The 20,355-nt window shown below is 72.6% G+C and carries 18 protein-coding genes; 9 read left to right on the top strand and 9 right to left on the bottom strand.

Annotated elements, in window-relative coordinates; translation table 11 throughout:
* Positions 1-192 precede the first annotated feature (192 nt).
* On the top strand, positions 193-1,401 hold the full coding sequence (locus tag IE330_RS18685; RefSeq protein ID WP_190137185.1) for a UDP-N-acetylglucosamine--N-acetylmuramyl-(pentapeptide) pyrophosphoryl-undecaprenol N-acetylglucosamine transferase: 1,209 nt from the start codon (positions 193-195) through the stop codon (positions 1,399-1,401).
* Entirely contained in the window at positions 1,398-2,420 is a 1,023-nt protein-coding gene (locus IE330_RS18680) for an SDR family NAD(P)-dependent oxidoreductase (protein WP_190137184.1), read from the top strand. Before IE330_RS18685 ends, IE330_RS18680 begins: the two co-directional genes overlap by 4 nt.
* Before the next feature lie 351 nt (positions 2,421-2,771).
* Here IE330_RS18680 and IE330_RS18675 read toward each other — a convergent pair whose 3' ends face one another.
* Positions 2,772-3,470, bottom strand: coding sequence for a TetR/AcrR family transcriptional regulator (locus IE330_RS18675; protein ID WP_190137183.1), 699 nt, complete (start codon positions 3,468-3,470; stop codon positions 2,772-2,774).
* A gap of 340 nt (positions 3,471-3,810) precedes the next feature.
* Between IE330_RS18675 and IE330_RS18670 the strand changes: the two genes are divergently transcribed.
* From IE330_RS18670 to IE330_RS18650, 5 genes are all read left to right on the top strand, one after another.
* Positions 3,811-4,779, top strand: a complete 969-nt coding sequence (locus IE330_RS18670) for a tetratricopeptide repeat protein (protein ID WP_190137182.1) — start codon at positions 3,811-3,813, stop codon at positions 4,777-4,779.
* A gap of 701 nt (positions 4,780-5,480) precedes the next feature.
* Positions 5,481-6,104 (top strand): DUF6230 family protein, encoded by a 624-nt coding sequence (locus IE330_RS18665; RefSeq protein ID WP_190137181.1) that lies wholly within the window; start codon positions 5,481-5,483, stop codon positions 6,102-6,104.
* Between the two features lie 5 nt (positions 6,105-6,109).
* On the top strand, positions 6,110-6,271 hold the full coding sequence (locus IE330_RS18660) for a hypothetical protein (protein WP_190137180.1): 162 nt from the start codon (positions 6,110-6,112) through the stop codon (positions 6,269-6,271).
* Positions 6,272-6,393: 122 nt separating this feature from the next.
* Entirely contained in the window at positions 6,394-6,912 is a 519-nt protein-coding gene (locus tag IE330_RS18655; RefSeq protein WP_190137179.1) for a DUF6114 domain-containing protein, read from the top strand.
* Positions 6,902-8,248, top strand: a complete 1,347-nt coding sequence (locus tag IE330_RS18650) for a hypothetical protein (RefSeq protein ID WP_190137178.1) — start codon at positions 6,902-6,904, stop codon at positions 8,246-8,248. The genes IE330_RS18655 and IE330_RS18650 overlap by 11 nt, the downstream gene beginning before the upstream one ends.
* An 88-nt stretch (positions 8,249-8,336) precedes the next feature.
* Here IE330_RS18650 and pyk read toward each other — a convergent pair whose 3' ends face one another.
* The 3 genes from pyk to pta all read right to left on the bottom strand — a co-directional run bounded on the left by pyk (position 8,337) and on the right by pta (position 13,184).
* Positions 8,337-9,767 carry a pyruvate kinase gene (pyk, locus tag IE330_RS18645; RefSeq protein WP_190137177.1) on the bottom strand — a complete coding sequence of 477 codons (1,431 nt, stop codon included), beginning with the start codon at positions 9,765-9,767 and terminating at the stop codon, positions 8,337-8,339.
* Between the two features lie 73 nt (positions 9,768-9,840).
* Positions 9,841-11,049 (bottom strand): acetate kinase, encoded by a 1,209-nt coding sequence (locus tag IE330_RS18640; RefSeq protein ID WP_190137176.1) that lies wholly within the window; start codon positions 11,047-11,049, stop codon positions 9,841-9,843.
* 35 nt (positions 11,050-11,084) lie between these two features.
* The gene (pta, locus tag IE330_RS18635) at positions 11,085-13,184 is read right to left on the bottom strand and encodes a phosphate acetyltransferase (RefSeq protein ID WP_190137175.1); all 2,100 of its coding nucleotides are present in this window, start codon (positions 13,182-13,184) and stop codon (positions 11,085-11,087) included.
* A 455-nt stretch (positions 13,185-13,639) separates the two neighbouring features.
* On the opposite strand from pta, the gene IE330_RS18630 reads away from it, so the two are divergent.
* Positions 13,640-14,665 (top strand): ATP-dependent 6-phosphofructokinase, encoded by a 1,026-nt coding sequence (locus IE330_RS18630; protein ID WP_190137174.1) that lies wholly within the window; start codon positions 13,640-13,642, stop codon positions 14,663-14,665.
* A 62-nt stretch (positions 14,666-14,727) separates the two neighbouring features.
* On the opposite strand, the gene IE330_RS18625 is transcribed toward IE330_RS18630, so the two are convergent.
* From IE330_RS18625 to IE330_RS18605, 5 genes are all read right to left on the bottom strand, one after another.
* A complete protein-coding gene (locus IE330_RS18625) occupies positions 14,728-15,354 on the bottom strand; it encodes a helix-turn-helix domain-containing protein (protein WP_373314682.1) in 627 nt (208 codons plus the stop codon).
* Between the two features lie 211 nt (positions 15,355-15,565).
* On the bottom strand, positions 15,566-16,396 hold the full coding sequence (locus IE330_RS18620) for a carbohydrate ABC transporter permease (protein ID WP_190137172.1): 831 nt from the start codon (positions 16,394-16,396) through the stop codon (positions 15,566-15,568).
* Positions 16,397-17,203, bottom strand: a complete 807-nt coding sequence (locus tag IE330_RS18615; protein ID WP_190137210.1) for a carbohydrate ABC transporter permease — start codon at positions 17,201-17,203, stop codon at positions 16,397-16,399.
* A gap of 116 nt (positions 17,204-17,319) precedes the next feature.
* Positions 17,320-18,684, bottom strand: coding sequence for an ABC transporter substrate-binding protein (locus IE330_RS18610; RefSeq protein WP_190137171.1), 1,365 nt, complete (start codon positions 18,682-18,684; stop codon positions 17,320-17,322).
* A 105-nt stretch (positions 18,685-18,789) separates the two neighbouring features.
* A complete protein-coding gene (locus IE330_RS18605; protein WP_190137170.1) occupies positions 18,790-19,158 on the bottom strand; it encodes a hypothetical protein in 369 nt (122 codons plus the stop codon).
* Positions 19,159-19,259: 101 nt separating this feature from the next.
* On the opposite strand from IE330_RS18605, the gene sigJ reads away from it, so the two are divergent.
* Positions 19,260-20,159, top strand: coding sequence for an RNA polymerase sigma factor SigJ (sigJ, locus tag IE330_RS18600; protein ID WP_190137169.1), 900 nt, complete (start codon positions 19,260-19,262; stop codon positions 20,157-20,159).
* Positions 20,160-20,355 lie beyond the last annotated feature (196 nt).

Genomic DNA, 20,355 nt, shown 5'->3' with positions numbered 1-20,355 from the left:
TCGGAGGGCGGTGTCCCTTCGGGGCCCGGTGTCCCTTCGGAGGCCGGTGTCCCTTCGGGGGCCTGTGTCCCTTTGGGGCCCGGTGTCCCTTTGGGGCGCTCGTGGTGTTGGGGGGGCGTCTTGCTCATGGGTCCACGGTGCCTCAGTCGGCTCTTAAAACCCTCTTAGGGCGGGTGTCGAGGGTGGGGCGGTATGAAGCCAGCCGTCACTTCCGTCACCCGTTCCGGCCCGGCCCGGCCCCTGTCCGTCGTGATCGGCGCGGGCGGTACCGGCGGGCACATCTACCCGGGGCTCGCCCTCGCCGACGCGCTGCGGCGGGCCGTGCCCGGGGCCGTGGTCTCGTTCGTGGGGACCGAGCGCGGCCTGGAGACCCGGCTCGTCCCCGACGCCGGATACCGGCTGCACACCGTCGACATGATCCCGTTCGACCCCGCGCTCGGGGCGCGCCGGTTCCTGCTCCCCGCCGACCTGCTGCGGTCGGCCGCGCAGGCCCGCGCCGTGCTGCGGGAGCGCGGCGCGCACGTCGCCGTCGGCATGGGCGGCTACCCGAGCGCCCCGGTGGTCCTCGGCGCCCGCACGGCCGGGCTGCCCAGCCTCATCCACGAGTCCAACGCCGTGCCCGGCCGCGCCAACCGCTTCGCCGCCCGCCTCACCCCGCACATCGCCGTCGCCTTCGACCGGAGCCGCGACCACCTGCCGGGCGGCCACCGCGCGCACGTCACCGGCATGCCCATCGCCGCCGCGCTCGCCCGGCACGCGGAGACCGCCCTGCCCGCCGGGGCGCTCCGTGCGCTCGGCGTGCCGGAGGGGGCGCGGCTGCTGCTCGTCAACGGCGGCAGCCTCGGCGCGGCCCGGCTCACCGAGGCCGCGCTCGGGCTCGCCGAGCGGTGGCGGTGGCGCGGCGACGTCCACCTGCTGATCAAGACCGGCCCGGCGGCGCTCGACGAGGCCCGGGACCGCTTGGCCCGCACGGGGGCCGACGCCGTCGCCCGCGCCGTGCCCTACCTGGACCGGATGGACCTCGCGTACGCCGCCGCCGACCTGGTGGTGTGCCGCGCGGGCTCCGCGACGGTCGCCGAGCTGGCCAGCACCGGCGTACCGGCCGTCCTCGTGCCCTACCCGCACGCGCCCGGCGACCACCAGACCCACAACGCCCGGGTCCTCAGCGACGCCGGCGCCGGGCTGCTCCTGCCCGACGCCGAGGCCACGGCCGACCGGCTCGCCGCGCTCGCCGGGCCGCTGCTCGACGACCCCGCGCGGCTCGCCGCCATGAGCGGTGCCGCCGCCCGCGGCCCGCACGCCCGCGCCGCCGACCTGCTCGCCGCGCGCGTCATCGACCTGGCCCGCGCCGCGGGCCACGGACCGCACCCCGCCCACGACCCCCTGGAGAACGCCGCATGACCACGCCGACCACTGCCGCCCCCGCGCCCGCCTTCGACTGGCGCGACCGCACCGTCCTCGTCACCGGCGCCGAGGGCTTCATCGGCTCCGCCCTCGTCGACCTGCTCCTGGAGCGCGGCGCCCGCGTCCGCGCCCTCGTGCACTACAAGCCGTACGCCGAGAAGGGCAACCTGGCGCACCTCCTCGGCGACCCCCGGGTCGAGTTCGTCGCCGGGGACGTCCGCGACGCCGGGCGCGTCGACGACGCCGTCGCCGGCTGCGACACCGTCTTCCACCTGGCCGCGCTCATCGGCATCCCGTACTCGTACGACTCCCCGGGCGCGTACGTGCAGACGAACGTCGTCGGTACGGAGAACGTGGCGGAGGCCTGCCGGCGGCACGCGGTGCGGCGGTTGGTGCACACCTCGACCAGCGAGGTGTACGGGACGGCGCGGACCGTGCCCATCGGCGAGAGCCACCCGCTGCAACCGCAGTCGCCGTACTCCGCGTCGAAGATCGGCGCCGACATGACCGCGCTGTCCCACTGGCACGCCTTCGAGCTGCCGGTGGCGGTCGTCCGGCCCTTCAACACGTACGGGCCCCGCCAGTCGGCCCGGGCCGTCATCCCCACCATCCTCGCCCAACTCCACTCCGGCGCCCGGGAGATCAGGCTCGGCTCGCTCACGCCGACGCGGGACTTCACGTACGTGACGGACACCGCGCGCGGGTTCCTCGCGGTGGCCGCGAGCGAGCGGGCGCTCGGGCACGTGGTGAACCTCGGGGTGGGGCGGGAGATCTCGGTGGGCGACCTGGCGGCGGCGCTCATCGCCGCGAGCGGGCGCCAGGCCGTGGTGGTCGCCGACCCCGCGCGGGTGCGCCCCGCGGGCAGCGAGGTCGAGCGCCTGGTCTCCGACAACACCCGGGCCCGGGAGTGGGCCGGCTGGACCCCCCAGGTCTCCCTGGCGGAGGGCCTGCGGCACACCTCCGCCTGGGTGGCCGAAAACCTCTCCCGCTTCGCCCCGTCCCGCTACCAGGTGTGACACCTGCACCCAGCCGACGGACGGCGCGCGAGCCCTCAGGTCGGGGCGGGGCGTGCCGGTGGGGCTGTACGGGCGGGTGGGTGGGAGACCCGCCGCGGCAGCGGCGGAAAGCCGACGGACGGCGCGCGAGCCGCCAGGTCGGGGCGGGAGCTGGTCAGTGGGGCTGTACGGGCGGGCGGGTGGGAGACGCGCCGCGGCAGCGGCGGATAGCCGACGGACGGCGCGCGAGCCGCCAGGTCGGGGCGGGGCGTGCCGGTGGGGCTGTACGGGTGGGCGGGTGGGAGACGCGCCGCGGTAGCGGCGGAAAGCCGACGGACGGCGTGCGAGCCGCCAGGTCGGGGCCGGAGCTGGTCAGTGGGGCTGTACGGGTGGGCGGGTGGGAGACCCGGCCGGAGGCCGGGAGAGGTCAGGCCCGGCCGGGCCGGTGCCCGCCGTGGCGGCCAGGCCGCTCAGCAGCAGCGCGGTGAAGCGGCGGGCCCACTCCGTGTCCACCGGCTCGGCGCTCACCAGCGCGCGGTGCACCACCGCCCCCGCGATCACGTCGAAGACGAGGTCGGCGGTGCGGGCCGCGGCCGCCGGGTCGGGCTCCACCGGCAACTCGCCCCGCACCTGCGCCCGCTGCCGCCCTTCCAGCACGAGCCGCTTCTGCCGTTCGACGATGGACGCGCGCACCCGCTCCCGCAGCGGGGCGTCCGTCGTCGACTCGGCCACCACCGCCATCAGCGCCGTCTTCGTCTCCGGCCGCCCGAGCAGCGCGGCGAACCGCAGGACCACGCCCTCGATGTCCGTGGCGAGGCTGCCGCTGTCCGGCAGCTCCAGCTCGTCGAAGAGCTCCGCCACGGCGTCCACGACCAGCTCGCTCTTGCCCGCCCAGCGCCGGTAGAGGGTGGTCTTGGCGACCCCCGCCCGCGTCGCGACGTCGCCCAGGGTCAGCTTCGTCCAGCCGAGGTCGACCAGGGCCGCGCGGGTCGCCTCCAGGATGGCGTGGTCCGCCGCGGCGCTGCGCGGGCGGCCTCCGGCGCGCGCGGACGGTGTGCTGCGGCTCTGCATGCCCGCGACCATACCGGGCGGTACGGAGGCCCTGACCAGGTGCGCGTGAGGCAGATCACCCGAGGCCCGGTGCCGCCCCCGGCGGCCTCCAGTTACGCTACGACGCGTAGCGAAAGCCGGGTGCGCCGGGCCACGAACCCCCGTACCGCGGCGGTCGCTGCGAGCGAGAACTCCACCGCCCACAGGGCGGCGACCACGGCGCGGGGTGGGGACCCCGCGCGACGAACGGCACGGGCGGTCCTCCTCGGGACCACGGAACCCGGCGCGTCCGGCGGCCCCGCAATCCGGCGGGGTCGGCGGACGGGAGCGGTTCCCGCGCGGCTTGGGGGAGGATGTACTCATGCAGCCACGGAACATGTCCATGAGCGGAGTCGTCGACCTCGCCGCGGTGAAGGCGGCCCAGGAGGCCAAGGCGAAGGCGGAGCAGGCGCGCGCCGAAGCGGCCAGGCAGGGCGGCGGGGGCGCGGTGTCCCCGGCCGACCTGGTGATCGACGTCAGCGAGGCGGACTTCGAGCGTGAGGTCCTCCAGCGCTCCACCGAGGTCCCCGTCGTCATCGACTTCTGGGCCGAGTGGTGCGAGCCGTGCAAGCAGCTCAGCCCGCTGCTCGAGCGGCTGACGCGGGAGTACAACGGCCGCTTCGTCCTCGCGAAGATCGACGTCGACGCGAACCAGATGCTGATGCAGCAGTTCGGCGTGCAGGGCATCCCCGCGGTGTTCGCGGTGGTCGCCGGGCAGGCCCTGCCGCTCTTCCAGGGCGCGGCGCCCGAAGCGCAGATCCGCCAGACCCTCGACCAGCTCGTCCAGGTCGCCGAGGAGCGCTTCGGCCTCACCGGCCTCACCGTCGACGGGGACGCCCCGGAGGCCGACGCCCGGCCCGCCGCCCCGGCGGGGCCGCACGACGCCGCGCTCGCCGCCGCCGTCCAGGCCCTGGACGCGGGCGACTTGGGCGGCGCCGTCCAGGCGTACCAGAACGTGCTGAACGACGACCCCGGCAACACCGAGGCCAAGCTCGGCCTCGCCCAGGCCCAACTCCTGCGCCGGGTGCAGGGGATGGACCCGCAGGCGGTCCGCCAGGAGGCGGCCGGGAAGCCGGGCGACGTCCAGGCGCAGATCGCCGCCGCCGACCTCGACCTGGTCGGCGGGCACGTCGAGGACGCCTTCGGCCGCCTGGTCGAGACGGTCAGGCGCACCGCGGGCGAGGACCGGGACGCGGCGCGCGTACGGCTCCTGGAGCTCTTCGAGGTGGTGGGCGCGGACGACCCGCGCGTGACGGCGGCGCGCACGGCGCTCGCCCGGGTGCTCTTCTGAGCGACCCTCCGGACCCCAGCCGTCCGGACCCTGACGTTCCGCCGGTTTTGCCCCGTCCTGGGTGCCGATCCGTCCGCTGACCGGTCACCCGGGGGCGGGGCTGGTGGTGCCTGAGGGGAAACTTCGTCCAGGCAGTGCCACAGTGGCCGCGCTTTGCCAAATCTTGGCAAACGCGGCCACTGTTACTCGCAGTAAGTCCAGGGCGGTGTTCTGTCCGTTTCTGTTCCTCAATATCCGGATGTCGTCCATCTCTTGACAGCACCGTCCGTCGCTGGTCGGTGTCACCCCGTCGAACCGCGGTTATCGGAGCGTTACCGGTGAGTAACGATCCCCCTTGTGCGGGCGCCCAGAATGCACCACGATCGGCCACGCTCGGTCCGTTCCCCGCACCCCGGCCGCCATTCGGGAGACGGGTCCCACGGGTCCCCACCGGGTGGTCCGGCGACGCCGTCGCCGGTCCGGGACAAGGGGTCGCCGCCGCCGAAGGTGGCGCGGCCCGTCCGGCAGGCCGTGCGTGACGCGTCAGGCGCGGCCCGTGGTTGTCGCTCGGAGGTGATCGCCGGTGACTCAGGCGCGGTGCGCCCAACGGCGTCGGCGCTCTCCTGGCCGAGGACGTAGCACTTCTCCCATCCCCGCCCGGCCGTACGGCCCGTGAGGGAGCGGCACGGGCCGGAGATGTACGTCCGAGAAGGAGGAAAGTCATGGAATCCGTGGCTCGTGGCGGAACCAGATGGAAGCGGTTCGCCGTGGTCATGGTGCCGAGCGTCGCGGCGTCGGCCGCGATAGGCGTGGCCCTCTCGCAGGGTGCGCTCGCGGCATCGTTCAGTGTGTCCGGCCAGCAGTTCAAGGTGACGGCCAAGCAGCTCGACGGCACGGGCTTCGTCCAGTACGGGGCGCTCGACGAGGGCCCGGGCAAGGACCGCCCCGTCGCCGTCGTCGGCATGGACGAGGCGCGGATCCGCAATCTGTGCCAGTCCGTTGTCGTCCCGGTCCCCCTGTTCGGCAACGTGTCGATGAAGCTGACGGCCGGCGGCGAGGGCAGCCCGCGGGTCTACGCGAAGCGGCTCTACATCGACGCCGACGACCTGCAGGCCAACGCGAAGTTCACCAACATCGACATCGGCGTCTCGGTCGACCGTACGACGAAGGGGCCCGGCCCGAACCCGGGCGACAAGAAGAAGTACCGCCCCGACTCGTTCGCCCAGCAGGCCGAGAAGGTCCGCTTCACCGACGTCAAGCAGCGCGCGTGGGCCACCACGGCCGGCACCTTCAAACTCTCCGGCCTGCACATGTCGGTCAAGAAGGGCAAGCACGAGTGCTACTGAGACGGATGACGCCCCGGTCCGCGCACGTCTCCCCGCACGTCTCTTCGCACGTCTCCCGGCGCGTCGCCCCCGTACGTCTCCTCCGCTCCGTGCCCGTCGTGGGCGCGGAGGCCCGGCGAGGCCGTCGAGCCGCGGACGAGGACGGCGCCGAGGCCCTCACCGGCTGAGCACTCGTCGCACCGGACGGCCGGGCGCGGGGGCGCCGTACACCGTGACGTCGTCGCGAGCCGTCCCCGTGCCCGACACCGCACACACAGAACCGAACGCCCTTCCCGAGGAGCTGTACGACATGAGCGCCGAAGCGCAAGTGGGCCTGGGTGGCAAACTCGGCCGGATGCGCCAGGGTTTCCGAGGGTGGCGCGGCCGGCGCCCGTTCTGGGGTGGCCTGCTGACGTTGCTCGGCGGCATCCCGATCATGTATTTCCCGTACGCGAACCTCACGCTCGGCACGATGACCATCCGGATGGCGACCACCGCCGGGGCCGGATCGCTGATCATCGGCGTGCTGCTGATCGTGCTCGGCCTGACCATGTGGTTCCAGCCCCAGTCCCGCGTGTTCGCGGGCGTCGCGGCGATCCTCCTGGCCCTGGTCTCGCTGGTGGTGTCCAACTTCGGCGGCTTCGTCATGGGCTACCTGCTCTCCCTCATCGGTGGCGCGCTCGGCGTGTCCTGGGTGTACGAGAAGCCGGTACGGCCCGCGCGGCGCGCCAAGGTGCCGGCCGCGCGCGAGGCGGCGGACGGCCCGGCCGACGACGCCCCGGGAGCGGGTCCGGTCGACGGGACGAACGGGAGGCACCGTGCCGGCTGACGAGGTGCGCCGCGGGACGGACGCGGTCACGCCCCGGGGCAGAACGGGGCCGCGCCACGCGGCCCCGAGGAAGCCGCTGCTGACGCGCGTCCCCGTCGGCAAGGCCATCGCCCTCGCGGCCATGCCCACCGCCGTCCTCATGGGCATGGGCCTGACCCCGCAGCTCGCGCAGGCGAAGCCGGGCGTCCCCAAGAACCCCTTCCGCGACGGGCCGTGCGTGACGGTCCCGGACGAGCAGCCCGGGGACGACGACAAGGACACCGCGAGGAAGCCCTCCCGGGACGGGGCCGGGCGGGACGCCGGGCGCGGCGGGAAGAGGGCCGAGCACCCCCGGGACAAGGGCGGTACGAAGACGCCCGACAAGGTGCCCGAGACCAGGAGGCCCGACACCGAGGCCCCGCCCACTGAGGCCCCTGAGACCAAGACCCCTGACGACGAGGCCCCGGAAAGCAAGGCCCCGCACAGGAAGGCCCCCGACCCGGAGCCCTCCGAGCCCGCGAACCCCTTGGACCCGTTGGGCGTCGGCAAGGCCCTCAAGGACCTCCTGACCCCTCGGGAGCGGGAGGAGAAGGAGCCGCGGACGACGTCACCGGCCCCCGAGCCATCCGGCCGGGCGGACACCCGGGACGAGACCCGGAAGCCCGGGCGGCAGCCCCAGCAGCGGTCCCAAGACCCTGAAGACGCCAAGGACGCCAAGGACGCCAAGGACACCAAGGACACCAAGGACACCAAAGCCTCCAAGACCCCCAAGGCCCCCGCAGAGCCGAAGGAGTCCGAGGACCGCAAGCAGCCCCGGCAGCGTGAGGACTCCGAGCAGCCCGAGGACCCCACGGCCCCCGACGAGGACGGCAAGAAGCCGTTCCCCTGCGTCGTGGAGAAGAAGGTCGAGGGCGACGACGAGCGGACGCCCGTGCCGATCCCGGACCAGCCCTGGCACCTGGAGGCCAGCTCCCTGCTGCTCAAGGGGGCGGACTACCAGGGCGTGGTGAACCTGACGATGCCCGACGGCCGGACCAAGCAGGCGCTGAAGTACGTCGTCAACGCCGGCACGGAGATCGGGGACCTGCACCAGAGCGTCGCCGGTCCGGCAGGGAAGACGTACCACGTGCAGGCGGCCAAGGGCTCCACGTCCACGATCACCGACGGCGCCACGACGATGTACACGGAGCGCATCTCCGGCAACCTCTTCGGGCTCATCCCGGTGACCTTCGACCCCGAGCACCCGCCGCCGCTGAACATCCCGCTGATCTATTTCACGCACGTGAAGGTCCAGCAGGCGGGCCAGTTCGGCGGCACCCTCACCATCCCGGGCCTGCACCAGTCGATCACCGACTGAACGGCGGCCGAGCACCCACGGACACCGAACGGCGGAGGAGGGCGCCCCCGGCCGGGGGCGCCCTCCTCGTGCGGTCGTACGGACGACGTCAGTCGCGGCAGCCGTTGCCCAGGTGGTGGACCCGGACCATGTTCGTGGTGCCGGGGACGCCGGGGGGCGAACCGGCGGTGATGACCATGGTGTCGCCCTCGTTGTAGCGCTGCAGCTTCAGCAGCTCGGCGTCGACGAGTTCGACCATCGCGTCGGTGTTGTCCACGTGCGGCACGACGAAGGACTCCACACCCCAGCTCAGCGCGAGCTGGTTGCGCGTCTCCTGGTCGGTGGTGAAGGCCAGGATCGGCTGGGCCGCGCGGTAGCGGGACAGACGGCGGGCGGTGTCACCGGACTTGGTGAAGGCCACCAGGGCCTTGCCGCCCAGGAAGTCCGCGATCTCGGCGGCGGCACGGGCCACCGAACCGCCCTGCGTACGCGGCTTCTTGCCGGGCACGAGCGGCTGGAGGCCCTTGGAGAGCAGCTCCTCCTCGGCCGCCGTGACGATCTTCGACATGGTCTTGACCGTCTCGATCGGGTACGCGCCGACGCTGGACTCGGCCGACAGCATCACCGCGTCCGCGCCGTCCAGGATCGCGTTGGCGACGTCGGACGCCTCGGCGCGCGTGGGGCGGGAGTTGGTGATCATCGACTCCATCATCTGGGTCGCGACGATCACCGGCTTGGCGTTGCGGCGGCACATCTCCACGAGGCGCTTCTGCACCATCGGGACCTTTTCGAGGGGGTACTCGACGGCCAGGTCGCCGCGCGCGACCATGACGCCGTCGAACGCCGCCACGACGGCCTCCATGTTCGCCACCGCCTGCGGCTTCTCCACCTTGGCGACGACCGGGACGCGGCGGCCGACCTCGTCCATGACGCGGTGGACGTCCTTGACGTCGTCGGCGTCCCGGACGAAGGAGAGCGCGACCAGGTCGCAGCCCATGTTCAGGGCGAAGCGCAGGTCGTCGATGTCCTTCTCGGACAGGGCGGGCACGTTCACGGCCGCGCCGGGCAGGTTGATGCCCTTGTGGTCCGAGATGACGCCGCCCTCGACGACGATCGTCTTCACGCGCGGGCCGTCGACCTCGACGACCTTCAGCTCGACGTTGCCGTCGTTGATCAGGACCTGGTCGCCCTTGGAGACGTCGCCGGGCAGGCCCTTGTACGTCGTCCCGCAGATCGACTTGTCGCCGGGCACGTCCTCGGTGGTGATGGTGAACTCGTCACCGCGCACCAGCTCGACCGGGCCCTCGGCGAAGGTCTCCAGGCGGATCTTCGGGCCCTGGAGGTCGGCGAGGACGCCGATGGCGCGGCCGGTGCGCTCCGCGGCGGCGCGGACGCGGTCGTACCGCCCCTGGTGCTCGGCGTGCGTGCCGTGACTGAAGTTGAAGCGGGCCACGTTCATGCCGGCCTCGATCAGCGAGACGAGCTGGTCCTCGGAGTCGACGGCGGGGCCCAGGGTGCAGACGATTTTGGAACGGCGCATGGGGCGATCCTATCGGTTTGTTTCGCTACGGAATATTCCGTCTGGCGGAATCTACAAATGGGCGGGTGGTTGCTCAGTTGTTCTTTCCGGCCAGGGCATAAGTCTGCGTCGCGATTTCCAGTTCTTCGTCGGTCGGCACGACGGCGACCTTCACGCGAGCGTATTCCGGGGAGATCAGCCGGGGCTCGTCGCCACGGACGGCGTTCAGGTCGCCGTCCACCGCGAGGCCCAGTTCCTCCAGGCCCGCGAGGGCCGCCTCGCGCACGGGCGCCGCGTTCTCGCCGACGCCTGCGGTGAAGGCCACCGCGTCCACGCGGCCGAGCACGGCGTAATAGGCGCCGATGTACTTCTTCAGCCGGTGAATGTAGATGTCGAAGGCGAGCCGGGCCTGTTCGTCGCCCTCGTCGATCCGGCGGCGGATCTCCCGCATGTCGTTGTCGCCGCACAGGCCGACGAGGCCGCTCTTCTTGTTGAGCAGCGAGTCGATCTCGTCGACGGAAAGGCCGCCGACGCGCGCCAGGTGGAAGATCACCGCCGGGTCCAGGTCGCCGGAGCGGGTGCCCATCACCAGGCCCTCCAGCGGCGTGAGCCCCATGGAGGTGTCCACGCACTTGCCGCCGCGCACGGCGGAGGCCGACGCCCCGTTGCCGAGGTGCAGCACGATGACGTTCACCTCCTCGGGGGCCTTGCCGAGCAGCTCGGCGGTGGCCCGCGACACGTACGCGTGCGAGGTGCCGTGGAAGCCGTAGCGCCGTACGCGGTGCCGGTCGGCGGTCTCCACGTCGATCGCGTAGCGGGCCGCCGACTCCGGCATCGTGGTGTGGAAGGCGGTGTCGAAGACCGCGACCTGCGGCAGGTCGGGCCGCAGCGCCTGGGCCGTGCGGATGCCGGTGAGGTTGGCCGGGTTGTGCAGCGGGGCCACCGGGATGAGGCGCTCGATCTCGGCGAGCACGGCGTCGTCGACGACCGTCGGCGCGGTGAAGTGCTTGCCGCCGTGCACGACCCGGTGGCCGATCGCGGCCAGGTCGGGCGAGTCCAGGCCCAGCCCGTCCGCGGCCAGCTCCTCGGCGACCGCCTTCAGGGCGGCCTCGTGGTCGGCGATCGGCCCGGTGCGCTCCCGCTCGTCGCCGCCCGTCAGCGGGGTGTGCTTGAGCCGGGAGGTCTCCTCGCCGATGCGCTCGACGAGGCCCACCGCCAGGCGGCTGCGGTCGCTCATGTCCAGGAGCTGGTACTTCACCGACGAGGAGCCGGAGTTGAGGACGAGTACGCGGGTCGCGGTCACGGAGGAAGTGCTTTCTGGTGAGGGGCGGGGGCCGGTCACGAGGCGGGGGACTGGGTCTGGGACTGAGTCTGGGACTGGGACTGGATCGCCGTGATGGCGACCGTGTTGACGATGTCCTGGACGAGCGCGCCGCGGGACAGGTCGTTCACGGGCTTGCGCAGGCCCTGGAGCACCGGGCCGACGGCGATCGCGCCGGCCGAGCGCTGCACGGCCTTGTAGGTGTTGTTGCCGGTGTTCAGGTCCGGGAAGATCAGCACGCTGGCCTGGCCCGCGACGTCGGACTCCGGCAGCTTGGTGGCCGCGACCGAGGGCTCGACGGCGGCGTCGTACTGGATCGGCCCCTCGATCTTCAGGTCCGGGCGCCGGTCGCGGACCAGCTCGGTGGCCTCGCGGACCTTGTCGACGTCGGCGCCCGAGCCGGAGGTGCCGGTGGAGTACGACAGCATCGCGATGCGCGGCTCGACGCCGAACTGCGCGGCCGTGGTCGCCGACTGGATGGCGATGTCCGCGAGCTGCGCCGCGTTCGGGTCCGGGTTGACGGCGCAGTCGCCGTACACGAGGACCTTGTCGGCCAGGCACATGAAGAACACGGACGACACGATCGACGCCGCGGGCCTGGTCTTGATGATCTCGAAGGCGGGCCGGATCGTCGCGGCCGTGGAGTGCACCGAGCCGGAGACCATGCCGTCGGCGAGGCCGCCCTGGACCATCAGCGTGCCGAAGTAGTTGACGTCCGCCACGACGTCGTACGCCAGCTCCACGGTCACGCCCTTGTGGGCGCGCAGCCGGGCGTACTCCTCGGCGAAGCCCTGCCGCAGCTCGGACGTGTGCGGGTCGACGAGCTGCGAGTCGGCGAGGTCGATGCCGAGGTCGGCGGCCTTCTTGCGGATGGTCTCCGTGGGGCCGAGCAGCGTCAGGTCGCACACGCCGCGGCGCAGCAGCACGTCCGCGGCGCGCAGCACGCGCTCCTCGGTACCCTCGGGCAGCACGACGCGGCGGCGGTCGGCGCGGGCCCGCTCCAGGAGCTTGTGCTCGAACATCATCGGCGTGACCCGGTCGCTGCCGAACACCGACAGGCGCCGGGTCAGGTCGGCGGTGTCGGTGTACCGCTCGAAGAGGCCGAGGGCCGTCTCCGCCTTGCGCGGCGTCGCCGCGTTCAGCTTGCCCTCCAGGGCGAACAGCTCGGCCGCGGTCGGGAAGGAGCCGCCGGAGACGGCGATCACGGGCGTGCCGGGCGCGAGCCGGTCCGCGAGGCGCAGGATCTCGGGGCCGGGCCGCTCGTTCAGGGTGAGCAGCACGCCCGCGATCGGCGGGGTGCCCGCGCTGTGCGCGGCGAGCGCGCCGACGACCAGGTCCGCGCGGTCGCCGGGGGTGACGACCATGCAGCCCGGGGTCAGGGCGTTCAGGAAGTTCGGCAGCATGGCGCCGCCGAAGACGAAGTCGAGGGCGTCCCTGGCCAGGCCCGAGTCGTCGCCGAGGAGCACCTCGCCGCCGAGCGCGTGCGTGATCTGCGAGACGGTCGGCGCGGCCAGGGCGGGCTCGTCGGGCAGCACGTGGCAGGGGACCGGCAGCAGGGTCGCGAGGCCCTGGTGGATCTCGTCGCGGTCGGCCGGGGCGACGCGGTTGGTGACCATGGCGAGGACGTCGCAGCCCAGGCCGTCGTAGGCGCGGTACGCGTTGCGGGTCTCGGCGCAGACCGACTCGGCGCTCTGGTTCTTGCCGCCGACGACGGGCAGCACCGAGGCGCCGAACTCGTTCGCGAGCCGCGCGTTGAGCGCCAGCTCGTCCGGGAGCTGGGTGGCGGCGAAGTCGGTGCCGAGCACGAGCACCACGTCGTAGTCGCGCGCCACCTTGTGGAAGCGGTCGACGAGCCGGGAGACCAGCTCGTCCGTGCCCTGCTCGGCCTGGAGCGCGGACGCCTCGTGGTAGTCCATGCCGTACACCGACGCGGGGTCCTGCGCGAGCCGGTAGCGGGCGCGCAGCAGCTCGAAGAGGCGGTCGGGGCCGTCGTGGACGAGCGGGCGGAAGACGCCCACCCGGTCGACCTGGCGGGTCAGGAGCTCCATGACTCCCAGCTCGACGACCTGGCGGCCGTCGCCACGGTCGATCCCGGTCACGTACACGCTGCGGGTCACGCGCGCTCTCCGTTCCTACGTCTGCTGTGTGCTTGCTGTCTCTGCTGTGCTTGCTGTGTCTGCGGTGGCTGGTGTCGTCCCGTACGTCTTGCCCCCCGTACGCCGTGTACGTCTCGTCCGTCGTACGTCGTGCGGGACGGCAGGGCCGCCGGGGCGGGCGGCCTCGTGCGCGCCGCTCGCGGTCGCGGTGGCCGGGTGCCAGGCATCACCGCAGGTGAGGGCCCCGGCATGGGCCGCGGCTGAGCCGGAAAAACACCCGATATTGTTGGCTGTGCCCTCTTGACAATACCTCTGCGGCTGGCTACGTCGCCCGCCGGACATGGCTCTGGGTTCACCAGGGCCAAAGGCCTCGTACCCCATGACGGCCCGACCAACGGCGAGCGGCGTCGCTCCGCGCGCCGTGGAACAATCGGACCGGCTCACACGTCACAGCAGCGAGCAGGAGACTCAGCGCGATGCGTATCGGAATTCTCACCGCGGGCGGCGACTGCCCCGGCCTCAACGCCGTGATCCGGTCGGTCGTGCACCGAGCGGTCACGAACTACGGCGACGAGGTCATCGGCTTCGAGGACGGGTACGCGGGTCTGCTCGACGGGCGCTACCGCCCCCTGGACCTGAACGCGGTCAGCGGCATCCTGGCCCGCGGTGGAACGATCCTCGGCTCCTCGCGCCTGGAGCGCGCCCGCTTCCGCGCGGCCTGCGTCAACGCCAAGGAGCTGATCGACAAGAGCGGCTTCGACGCGCTCATCCCGATCGGCGGCGAGGGCACGCTCACCGCGGCGAAGATGCTCCACGAGGCCGGTGTGCCGGTCGTCGGCGTGCCCAAGACCATCGACAACGACATCTCCTCCACGGACCGCACCTTCGGCTTCGACACGGCCGTCGGCGTCGCCACCGAGGCGATGGACCGGCTGAAGACGACCGCCGAGTCCCACCAGCGCGTCATGGTCGTCGAGGTCATGGGCCGGCACGCGGGCTGGATCGCGCTGGAGTCCGGCATGGCGGGCGGCGCCCACGGCATCTGCCTGCCCGAGCGCCCCTTCGACCCGGCCGACCTGGTCGCGATGGTCGAGGAGCGGTTCGCGCGCGGCAAGAAGTTCGCGGTGATCTGCGTCGCCGAGGGCGCCCACCCCGCCGACGGCACCATGGACTACGGCAAGGGCGCCATCGACCAGTTCGGCCACGAGCGCTTCCAGGGCATCGGCACGGCCCTCGCGTACGAGCTGGAGAAGCGGCTCGGCAAGGAGGCCAAGCCGGTCATCCTCGGCCACGTCCAGCGCGGCGGCACCCCCACCGCGTACGACCGCGTGCTCGCCACGCGCTTCGGCTGGCACGCGGTGGAGGCCGTGCACCGCGGCGAGTACGGCCGGATGACCGCGCTGCGCGGCACGGACATCGAGATGGTGCCGCTCGCCGAGGCGGTCACGGAGCTGAAGCGGGTGCCGAAGGACCGCATGGACGAGGCCGAGTCGGTCTTCTAGACGCCCTCACCGGAGCGGCGGCCGCGGCCGGGCGGCGGGCGGCTCCCCGGGGGGCCGGGTGCTCAGGAGGCGTCCGGGAGCAGCGGCCAGAAGTGGTCCAGGATCCGGTCGAGGAAGTCCCGGCCCGCGTGCCCGGAGGCGTCCGCGCTCGCGCCCCCGCCCCAGCTCAGCGTGCGCACCATCCGCGACTGGTACGTCTCGTGCAGCCGGCGCAGCGGACCCTCCACGGTGCGCTTGTCCACGGCGAGCAGCTTGCTGACCGGGCGCGTGTACCCCTGCCAGCGGGTGGTCACCGCGCTGCGCAGCAGCTCGGCGAGCTCGTCGGCGCGCCCCGTGACCGTGACCAGGTCCGGCAGCGTGAGGCGCAGCGTGCGCGCCAGGTCGGCGGACTGCCGGGGGCTGCCGCGCCACCGGCCGGTCTCCTCCATCCGCAGGTACGCCTGGAGCTCGACGCCCGCGCCGCGCGCCACGTCCTCCGGGGCGAGGCCGCGGGCGAGGCGGTGCTCCCGCAGGGTGGTCGCGGCGCCCATGAGGTCGCCGGGCGAGCACCAGAGCGTGCCCGCGAGCGCCGCGAGCTCGGTGGCGTCGGGCGTGGCGAGGCCGCGCTCCCAGGCGATGACGGTGTCCGGCGTGACGTGCCCGAGGCCGTAGCCGGCCCGCATGCCGTACGCGACGTGCCCGGGGTCCATGCCCAGTGCCTCGCGCAGTCGGCGCACGGCGGGAAAGTTGAAGGGCCCGGTGGGCCGGCTCGGTCGCACGGGGCACACGCTAGGGGTGTGCGGGGTGGACGACTACGGTGCGTTCGTCCAAGCCCGGGGCTCATGCGAAGCCACAGCGGCCGGGGCGCCCCGTTGTGCGCCCCGCACGCCGCCCGGGCCGCCGCACGCCGCCCGGGCCGCCTCACCCCTTCACCGCGCCGCCCAGGGCGAAGCCGCCGCCCAGGCGGCGGGCGATCAGGACGTACAGGAGGATCACCGGCGTCGAGTAGATGAGGGAGAACGCGGCGAGCTGGCCGTAGACGATGGCGCCCTTGCTGCCGAAGAAGTCGTTGATGCTGACCGCCGCCGGCATCTGGTCGGGGGAGAGCAGCAGCATGAACGGGACGAAGAAGTTGCCCCACATCATGACGAAGCAGAAGACCGTCACGACGGCGACGCCCGGGCCCATGAGCGGCAGCACGATCCGCACCAGGGACTGCAGCGGCGAGGCGCCGTCCGTCCAGGCCGCCTCCTCCAGCTCCTTGGGGACGCCGTCCATGAAGTTCTTCATCAGCCAGATGGCGAACGGCAGTTGGGAGGCGGCGAAGAAGAAGATCGTGCCCTCCATCGTGTCGATGAGGTCGACGCGGACGAACAGCGCGTACACCGGCACCATGATCGCCGTGATGGGCAGGCTCGTCGCGAACAGGATCGTCAGCATGAAGGGGCGGTTGAGGCGGGAGGAGTAGCGCGACAGGGGGTACGCCGCGAGGGCCGCGCTCACCACCGTGAGCAGCGTGCCACCGCCGCACAGCAGCAGGCTGTTCAGCATCGGCGTGAAGGTGATCTCGTCGGTGAGGACGGCGTCGAAGTGGTCCAGGGTGAGACCGTCCGGGGCCTTCACGCCGACATCGGCCTTCGGGTCGAGCGCGGACAGGACCACCCAGGCCAGCGGGAGCGCGAACGCCGCGGCCAGGGTGAGCAGGCCCAGGTCGGCGGCGAGCGCGCGGCTGCGGGCGCGGCGTGCGGACACTCAGACCTCCGTGCGCAGCAGACGCATGTAGACGACCGAGAACAGGGAGCCGACCAGGAGCAGGAGCAGCGCCACGGCGGTGCCGTAGCCGATCATGCTCTTCTGGAAGGCCTGTTCGTACATGAACAGCGGCAGGGTCTGGCTGCGGTTGCCGGGGCCGCCGCGCGTCATCACCCAGATGAGGCCGAAGACGGACAGTGTCTGGAGGGTGTTGAGCATCAGGTTGGTGCCGATGGAGCGGCGGATCATCGGCAGCGTGATGTGCCACAGGCGGCGCCAGCCACCCGCGCCGTCCACCTCCGCGGCTTCGGTGATCTCCCGGGGGATCTCGCTCAGGGCCGCCGAGTAGACCAGCATCGAGAAGGCCGTGCCGCGCCACACGTTGGCGAACGACACCGCGAGGATCGGCAGCGTGAACAGCCAGTTCTGCGACGGCAGATGGAGCACGTCGAGGACCGCGTTGAGCGTGCCGTCACGGCGGAAGAAGGCGTAGAGCAGGAAGCCCGCCACCACCTCCGGGACGACCCAGGCCGTGACGACGACCGCGCCGGTCAGCGTGCGCACCGGCTTCGAGGCCCGCCGCATCAGCACGGCGAGGGCGAGGCCGAGCGTGTTCTGGCCCACGATCGACGACAGGAACGTGAAGACCAGGGTGAGCCACACGGCGTTGACGAAGTCCTCGTCGCCGAAGGCCGTGCGGAAGTTCTCGAAGCCGACGAAGCTCTCCCGCGCCTGCCCGGTGAGCTGGAGGTCGGTGAAGGCGATGTACGCGCAGTAGCCGATGGGGCCCGCGAGGAACAGGGCCATGAGGACGACGGCGGGGGAGACGGGCAGGGCGCGGGACAGGGACCGGAGCAGGCGCCGGCGGCCGCCCGGCGCGGCGGCCGCCCGCGGTGTCCTGCGCGGCGCCGTCGCCGGGGCCGTCACCTCTCGATCACCTCGCCGTCGGTGGCCGACCTGACCTCCTCGTCGTAGTCACCGGCCGCGTCGTCCACCGAGCCGTCACCGGTGGTGACCTTCTCCATGGCCTCCTGCAGCGCGGTGGAGACCTTCGGGTACGCGGGGTAGGCGGGCCGGAAGTGGGTGACGGGGACGAGCCCGGTGAAGAACCGGATGCCGGGCTGCGCGTTGATGTACTCCGGGTCCTTCGCGACGTCCTCGCGGACCGAGATGCCGGAGTTGGCGATGTACCACTTCTTCGCGTTCTCCTTGGTCTGCATCGTCTTGATGAAGTCGAACGCGAGGTCGGGGTGGGCCGCCTTCGCCGGGATCGCCCAGGTCCAGCCGCCGGACATGCTGACCTTGCCGGGCGGCTGCCCGTGCTGCGTGGGCATGGCGGCCAGGCCCAGTTCCTCGGACCACTCGGGCCACTCGTGGCCGGAGCCCTCCAGCCAGTCCTGCGGCAGCCAGGAGCCGTCGAGGTTGATGGCGAGCTTGCCCTTGGGCAGGAACTCGCCGCGGACGCGGGTGGCCATGTTCGGGTCGAGCGCGTCGGACACGTCCGGCCCGAGCTTCTCCTTGTAGACCGTCTCGACGAACCGCAGCGCGTCCTTGAACCCCTCGCCGCCCACCACCCACTTCTTTGCCTTCGGGTCGTACAGCGGGTCCTTGCCGGTGCCGTACAGGAGCATCTCCATGCCCTGCATGGCCGAGGTCTCGCCGCCGGGCTTGCCGGTGTACACGTTCAGCGGGACGACGCCGGGCACCTTCTTCTTCACGGTCCTGGCGGCGTCCAGCACGTCGTCCCAGTCCTTGGGCTGCCAGTCGGCGGGCAGTCCGGCCTTCTTGAAGACGTCCTTGCTGAACCACAGCCCGCGCGTGTCGGTGCCGTCCGGGACCCCGTACGTCTTGCCGTCCTCGCCGCGCGCCGCCCGCTTGGCCGTGGCGAGGAACTTCGGCCACTCCGACCACTTGTCCAGGTACGGGTCGAGCGGCTTCAAGTACCCGCTGGTGATGTCGGAGTTGATGAGGAACGTGTCCTCGTAGACGAGGTCGGGCGCGGTCTTCGGGGAGCGCAGCATCTGCTGCACCTTGGTGTAGTACTCGGCGTCCGGCGCCTTGATGGGCACCAGCTTCACCTTTTTCCCCGGGTGGGCCTTCTCGAACTGCTTCTTCACCGACTCCAGGTAGTCGTCCATCACCCGGATCTGGTTGTCCATGGACTGCTTGTACGACACCTTCACGGTGTCCGGGTCGTCGCCGGAGCCGCCGCCGCACGCGGTGAGGGCTCCGGCGGCGAGGACGGCTGCGAGGAGGAGAGGGGCGGGGACGGTGGGGCGCACGGGCACGACCTCCTACGGTCCGGCGCGGCCGCGCGGCCGCGCGCGGCTGCTGCCCGAAGGTAAGCGGTTGCTGCGACCAAGGTCAATGCCCCGTACGGGCCGCGCCGCACCTCAGCGCCGGGCCAGCGCCAGCACGCTGAGCCCGAACATCAGGACCCCCAGGGGCAGGTGGACGGACGGCACGTGCGCGATGCCCACCACGACCTGGACCGAGGCGAGCACCAGGAACCCGGTGGCGTAGCCCACGGGTCGCGGCGAGCCGCCGCCCGGCTTCCACGCCACCACCGCCACCAGCAGGTACAGCATCGACGCCCCGTACATCACCCGGGCTCCGACGCTGTGCAGCGCCTCCCCGTAGGACGAGGTCAGCAGCAGTCCGGCGGAGACCGCCTGGAGGAATATGGTCAGGGTCTGCAGGCCGACCGCGGCCCGCAGGAACCGCGGGCCGCGTCGCGCGTTCGGTGTCACCTCGGTGGCCATGGCGTCGTCCCCTCTTCCCGCCCGCGGGCGGGAGATCGATAAGGTCTCACCAGGCCGACGACGCAGGCCCGCGAAAGGTAAGGCGAGGGGGTGGCCGGGGCGTGGGGGACGGGCGAGACGGTGCCGGCGAGGTCATCGGCGAGCGGCGCCACCTGCTCAACGTGGCCTACCGCCTGCTGGGTTCGGTGACCGAGGCCGAGGACGCCGTCCAGGACGCGTACGCGCGCTGGTACGGGCTGTCGCGGAGCAGGCGGCGGGAGATCGTCTCCCCGGGGGCCTGGCTGACGACGGTGACCGGCCGCATCTGCCTGGACCTGCTCGGCTCGGCGCGGGCCCGCCGCGAACGCTATGTCGGCGCGTGGCTGCCCGAGCCGCTGCCGGACCGCGCCGAGTGGCGGCACGGGGGCACGTCCGACCCCGCGGACCAGATCGTGCTCGACGAGTCGGTGACCATGGCCTTCCTCGTCGTCCTGGAGTCGATGACGCCCGCCGAGCGGGTGGCGTTCGTCCTGCACGACGTCTTCCGGTACCCGTTCGCCGAGATCGCCGGTGTGCTCGGCCGGACCCCGGCGGCCTGCAAGCAACTGGCGGCGTCCGCCCGGCGGCGGGCGGAGGCCGCGCGCGCCCCGGGGCCGGCGGCCGGCCAGGGTGACGTGGTGCGGCGGGTCAAGGAGGCCTGGGAGGCCAAGGACATCGCGGGCCTGCTCGGCCTCCTCGACCCGGACGCCGTGATGACCGCCGACGGCGGCGGCATGGCCGGAGCCGTCCCGCGCCCGGTCGAGGGCGGCGCGCGCATCGCCCCGTACATGGTCGCCTTCGCCGACCGGGCCCCGGGCCTGGAACTCCTGGAGCGGACGGTCAACGGCACCCCCGGCCTGGTGGCCCGGCAGGGCGGCACCGTCGTGACCGTGGCCTCGTTCGAGGTCGTCGACGGGCGCGTCGCCCGGATCTGGGTGGTCCGCAACCCGGAGAAGCTAAGGCCGTGGCCGCAGACGCGTTAGGGCCTGTTGTACGCCCCACCCCGCCTTTTCGGCGCTCCGCGCCTCGTCCTCGAACGCCGGACGGGCTGGAACTTTCCGCCGAGCGCGGCTGAGATCTTCAGCCGTGGCCGCGCTGGAGATCTTCAGCCCGTCCGGCGTTTGAGGACGAGCGCGTCAGCGCGATTTTCGGGGGTCCAGGGGGCGGAGCCCCCTGGTT

Source organism: Streptomyces longispororuber, from assembly GCF_014656095.1.
Lineage (GTDB): Bacteria > Actinomycetota > Actinomycetes > Streptomycetales > Streptomycetaceae > Streptomyces > Streptomyces longispororuber.
Note: the sequence above shows the minus strand (reverse complement) of the source record. Positions and strands in the feature narration are given on the sequence as shown.

Coding starts and splice junctions, on each gene's coding strand:
- IE330_RS18680 (WP_190137184.1), top strand. CDS start 1,398: ATGACCACGCCGACCACTGCCGCCCCCGCGCCCGCCTTCGACTGGCGC.
- IE330_RS18670 (WP_190137182.1), top strand. CDS start 3,811: ATGCAGCCACGGAACATGTCCATGAGCGGAGTCGTCGACCTCGCCGCG.
- IE330_RS18675 (WP_190137183.1), bottom strand. CDS start 3,470: ATGCAGAGCCGCAGCACACCGTCCGCGCGCGCCGGAGGCCGCCCGCGC.
- IE330_RS18655 (WP_190137179.1), top strand. CDS start 6,394: ATGAGCGCCGAAGCGCAAGTGGGCCTGGGTGGCAAACTCGGCCGGATG.
- IE330_RS18630 (WP_190137174.1), top strand. CDS start 13,640: ATGCGTATCGGAATTCTCACCGCGGGCGGCGACTGCCCCGGCCTCAAC.
- IE330_RS18685 (WP_190137185.1), top strand. CDS start 193: ATGAAGCCAGCCGTCACTTCCGTCACCCGTTCCGGCCCGGCCCGGCCC.
- IE330_RS18625 (WP_373314682.1), bottom strand. CDS start 15,354: ATGGACCCCGGGCACGTCGCGTACGGCATGCGGGCCGGCTACGGCCTC.
- IE330_RS18665 (WP_190137181.1), top strand. CDS start 5,481: ATGGAATCCGTGGCTCGTGGCGGAACCAGATGGAAGCGGTTCGCCGTG.
- IE330_RS18605 (WP_190137170.1), bottom strand. CDS start 19,158: ATGGCCACCGAGGTGACACCGAACGCGCGACGCGGCCCGCGGTTCCTG.
- IE330_RS18615 (WP_190137210.1), bottom strand. CDS start 17,203: ATGGCCCTGTTCCTCGCGGGCCCCATCGGCTACTGCGCGTACATCGCC.
- IE330_RS18660 (WP_190137180.1), top strand. CDS start 6,110: ATGACGCCCCGGTCCGCGCACGTCTCCCCGCACGTCTCTTCGCACGTC.
- pyk (WP_190137177.1), bottom strand. CDS start 9,767: ATGCGCCGTTCCAAAATCGTCTGCACCCTGGGCCCCGCCGTCGACTCC.